4 protein-coding genes are annotated in these 4874 nt (G+C 50.8%); 2 read left to right on the forward strand and 2 right to left on the reverse strand.

Features of this window, described 5'->3' with window-relative positions:
* Nucleotides 1-1084: histidinol-phosphate transaminase (locus IQ260_RS27715; protein WP_193996304.1), on the forward strand; the 1084-nt coding region annotated here is incomplete at its 5' end.
* Between the two features lie 3 nt (nucleotides 1085-1087).
* Here the strand turns inward: IQ260_RS27715 and IQ260_RS27720 are convergent.
* Both IQ260_RS27720 and IQ260_RS27725 read right to left on the reverse strand, forming a co-directional pair.
* Nucleotides 1088-1717 (reverse strand): hypothetical protein, encoded by a 630-nt coding sequence (locus IQ260_RS27720; RefSeq protein ID WP_193996305.1) that lies wholly within the window; start codon nucleotides 1715-1717, stop codon nucleotides 1088-1090.
* 335 nt (nucleotides 1718-2052) lie between these two features.
* A complete protein-coding gene (locus tag IQ260_RS27725) occupies nucleotides 2053-2604 on the reverse strand; it encodes a GNAT family N-acetyltransferase (RefSeq protein WP_193996306.1) in 552 nt (183 codons plus the stop codon).
* A 170-nt stretch (nucleotides 2605-2774) separates the two neighbouring features.
* On the opposite strand from IQ260_RS27725, the gene IQ260_RS27730 reads away from it, so the two are divergent.
* On the forward strand, nucleotides 2775-4874 hold a 2100-nt coding region (locus tag IQ260_RS27730; RefSeq protein ID WP_193996307.1), incomplete at its 3' end, for a response regulator.

The raw sequence follows: 4874 nt of genomic DNA on the forward strand, positions 1-4874 counted from the left end.
GCCCATCCCAGAGCCTTATGACCAGCTGGATACTAACGAAAGCCCCATCGATCTTCCAGCTGAGATCAAAGCCACACTCGCCAGTCATTATCAGCAGGGCATGGCGGCCAATCGGTATCCAGATGGCGGCCATATCGCTCTAAAAAAATCAATTGCTGACTATGTGGCTGAATCAGTGGCCGGATCAGCCGCCAGATCTGCCACAGATGTAACAACGGATGTCACAGCAGCAAACATATCGGTGGGGAACGGCTCCGATGAGCTGATTCGTTCACTCCTGATTGCCACTGCCCTGGGCAACGGTGCCGTTTTAGTGGCTAGCCCCACCTTTTCGATGTATGGCATTTTGGCTCAAACCCTAGGTATTCCAGTGATTGATGTGGGCCGCCAACATAATTTCTGCATTAATTTGGACAAGGCCCAGGCAGCTGTGGAAGAGCACCCCATCCGAGTGGTATTTATGGTGCACCCCAACTCACCCACCGCCACTCCCCTAAATACGGACGAAATCACCTGGCTGCGAACGCTGCCTAGCGATGTGCTGGTGGTAATCGACGAGGCTTATTTTGAATTTAGTCAACATACCGTGGTGGCTGATAGCCTCAGTCGTAGCAACTGGGTGGTGTTGCGAACCTTTTCCAAAGCCTTTCGCCTAGCAGCTCATCGCGTCGGCTATGCCGTTGCCCAACCAGCCCTGATAGAAGCGCTCGAAAAAGTTCGGCTACCCTATAATTTACCTAGCTTTTCCCAGGCAGCCGCGTTAACAGCTCTGGCCCAGCGCTCGTCACTGTTAGCCGCAGTAGACACCACCGTCATAGAACGGCAGCATATGGAAACCTGGCTCAGGGAACAGCCCACCTTGATCACTTGGCCCAGCGCGGCTAATTTTATCTACTGCCGTTTGAGCGATAAGGGATTAGCTCAATTGGGGATGGATCAGGCCGAAGGACTACACCATGTTTTTAGCCAACTACGTCAGCGGGGCACTTTAGTTCGTTACACCGGAGGGGGGCTACGCATTAGCCTGGGAACCGCTGAAGAAAATCGGCGCACACGCACAAATTTGGAAACCCTTTTTGGATAATGGCTAACGTTCCAGGCCTAGACGGACCCGGCGTACCGTTTGAGGTAGCACCCCCACCATCAGGGCAAACGCTTCGTTGGGGACGTCATCGATGGTGCTCTTATCAAAATAAGTTTTGAACTGATCTAGAATCATCTGGGCCCGATCGGCTGAGCGCGGCTGATCGGTAAAGTTTTGAGTGAGACGGATCCACTGGAGGCGAATCTTGAGAGCTTTTTGATGATCTTCATGATCATTGGGCTCAATCAAGGAAAGATTGCCCAGAGGAATGATTTTGTGGCACCCCCGATCAAAATCGCCGCCCACAGCTGCGCCAGGGCCTGCAAATTCAGCGTAAAACTCTCGAAAAATAATTAGGCCGTTGCGACGACGGCTGTTGACGACTAGCAAATCGCCACGATTTATCTTTTTGAGCAAACTATCAACCGCTAGCGTTTCATTCACAGGCACATTAGAACTAGAACCGAGAGGCTGCTTGGCTCGCTCAGCCCACCACTTCACCGTACTATCCTCTAGGTGCATAGCGTCACCGGGGGCTGGCGTTGCTTGCACTGTAAACATATGAGGACGTTTCCGGTCAAATTGCTTGACCGAGGACGAGTATAGAGGAAAGGGTTTGGATTGAGCATCCATAATTTTAGAGCGTCTACCTAGGGCCGAGGTAATCCAGACTAATTACTCTTATTTGATACGAACACGATGACATTGGTGCACCAAATCACTAGAGTTTTATCCAGTCTTTGATTGTTACCAGTCCCTCCTCATACTCACTACATAAAAAATAATATTTATCAGGAGGATATGGATAATTTCACGGTACGTGGGGTGAGAAACGGTGTATCCAACAATACGTCACACTATTGGGCATACCTAAATGGGAGCAACAGACCGCTCTAATAGATTTTCTAGGGAATAACTAGCTGTCAAGAATTAAATATTTAATTAAATAACCTAGCAAATGTAAATGTTTAAAAACACAGTTGTTTCACCATCATTTGACGTCGACGCCATGGCGGTGAATGCCCACAAACTTGATAGCCCACTTTTCGATACAGGGCTACTGCGGCTGGGTTATCGGTGGATACATGGAGATAGAGCTGTCTAAATCCCCAGGTTTGACTGATGGATTCACAGGCTAGGAGCATCTGCTGAGCCAGTCCACTGCGGCGATGGTGCGGCTCTACCGCAACATTGGCAATGTAGGGACACCTTGGCTGTAGGGGTTGCCAAAAGTGCGATCGCAATGAAATTTCCACCGTCCCAACAATTACAGGTCCTGACGCGGCCTTATTCACGATTACCAGGCACACATACTGATGGATCGAGCTTCTCAGACGACGTTTGATATCCTCCTGAATCCCCAGACGCATCAGCGAATAGAACCAACGATTTAAGCGGTTCTCTGGATAGAAACTCGTCAGTAAAAGCTCGACTAGTTGCGATAAATCTTCGGGATAGGCAGACCGTAGCCAATAGCCTGGAGGCAGCATGGTAGCTCTATCCCAGTTAAGTCCGGACATGGTGAACAGCTAAGCAGCTTGGGAACTCTGGATAGGACCATTCAACCAGGTAATGCACAGATCCTAATCAACAGTGTTCTAAGTTTTTACCACTTGCTACCAATTATTACCGGGGCCATGGTCCAAGGGCGCACTACATTTTTACAGCCGGTTAACAAACCACAGGGTGCATGGTCAGCCAACTAAATAATCGACACTCCCATCATGGCAAACCCAAGATCCTGATCGTCGATGACGAACCTGATAATTTGGCTCTGCTCTATAGGACATTTTATCGAGAGTTTCAGGTACTGCAAGCCGAGAGCGGTCAAGCCGCCTTGGCACATTTAGTCCAGCATTCCGATACCGCTGTCATTATTTCAGACCAGCGGATGCCTCGGATGAATGGGACCGAACTATTGCGGCAAGTTGCCCAGGATTATCCCAACATTATCCGCATCATCTTGACTGGCTACACCGATGTGGAGAACCTCGTTGATGCTATCAATACCGGCCAAGTATTCAAATACATCACTAAACCTTGGGAGGCAAAGGAACTCAAGGGCGTAATTCAACAAGCCATAGACACCCACGCTATCCTCAAGTCTAGAACCCAAGAACTGGATCGAATCCTGGCGCAAGAAACCCTACTCAATACCATTACCCAGGCAATTCACAGCAGCCTAGAACCCAAACAGATCTTTTCAGCCATCACTCAAAAGCTGGGACAGGCCCTCGAGACCGATGGCTGCGCCATTTCCCTGTGGACCCCAGAGGATGACTATGTGGACTGCGTGGGTCTTTACGACGCCAGCCAGGATCGGCCCCTACCAAAATCACCCGTCAAAATCAGCGAGAATCCAATTCTGCAAGAATTGGTGGCCAGTCGCTCGCCAGTGATCTTTGATGACTTGACTCAATCGCACACACACACACCGCTCCATTTACCGTTCCATTCCCAGGCCACGGCGCTGCTAGTGGTGCCCTTGATTACTGATGGGCAGATTATCGGTAGCATTAGCCTACGCCAGAGCAAGCAGCCCAAACACTGGCACATGGAGGAAATTAACTTGGCCCAGGCCGTGGCCAATCAGGCGGCCATCGCTGTCCAGCAGGCCCGACTTTATCAAACTACCCGGCAACAGGCGGAGCAGCTGCTGGCTCTAGACAAGCAAAAAACTACCTTTTTTCAAAATATTTCCCACGAGTTTCGCACCCCCCTTACCCTCACGATCGGTCCGTTAGAATCAGCGGTGGAGCAGGGTAAGGGGCTATCTTTTGAGCAGTCAGTGATTGCCTTGCGCAGCTCACAACGGTTACTGCGGCTAGTGAATCAGCTGCTTGATCTCCAGCGCCTGGATGCTGGCAGTATGCAGGCCACGTTTTATCCCTGTGACTTTGCTCAGGTCGTCAGCAGTGTCACGACGGCTTTTCAGGCCTATTGCGATCGCAAGCACATTACCCTGTCCACTCAGATTCAGCCCTGTCCACCGGTCTATCTGGACCTCGAAAAATTTGACAAGGTCGTCTACAACATTCTGTCCAACGCCGTTAAGTTCACCCCGACCGGGGGCACGATTCAAATCACCCTTAACACCTTTGAACAACGCTGCTATCTGGAAATCGAAGACACCGGTATTGGCATCCGAAAAGAACAGCTACCTCATATTTTTGAACGCTTCCAACAAGCGGATGGATCCGCCAGTCGCACCCATGAAGGCACTGGCCTCGGATTAGCCCTAGTCAAAGAACTGGTGGAACTCCATGGCGGTGAGGTCAGGGTTTCGTCTACCTATGGCACTGGCACCCTATTTACCGTCGAACTGCCGCTGGGGGCAGATCATCTACCTGCAGAGCGCATCCACCAAACCAGCCGCAGGCTAGAGCAGAGTCGTGCCGCTGTAGAACTCGCCGATCTTCACCATCAAGTGGCTCCTGTCCCGTCATTGCTCTCGTCCAGAGACCAGAAAGAACAGATCGGTGTGCCGACATCAACAGCGATCGATGCTCCCATGTGCCCCTTACCCCATCCGTCTAATCGACATGACGGAGCTACTATTCTCGTCGTTGATGACAATCCCGATTTACGTCGCTACGTGGCCAGTATTTTGCAGCGTCGGGGCCATCGTATCAGTACCGCCCAGAACGGAGCCACCGGTCTCGAGGTGGCGCGCAATATTCAGCCTCAGCTCATCATTACTGACTTGATGATGCCCCAGGTTTCAGGCATAGAACTGATTCAACAAATCCGGCTCGATCCGCACCTCCAGGGCACACCGATTATTTTACTC

The sequence above is a fragment of the Leptolyngbya cf. ectocarpi LEGE 11479 genome (assembly GCF_015207065.1).
GTDB classification, from domain to species: Bacteria; Cyanobacteriota; Cyanobacteriia; order Phormidesmidales; family Phormidesmidaceae; genus Leptothoe; species Leptothoe ectocarpi.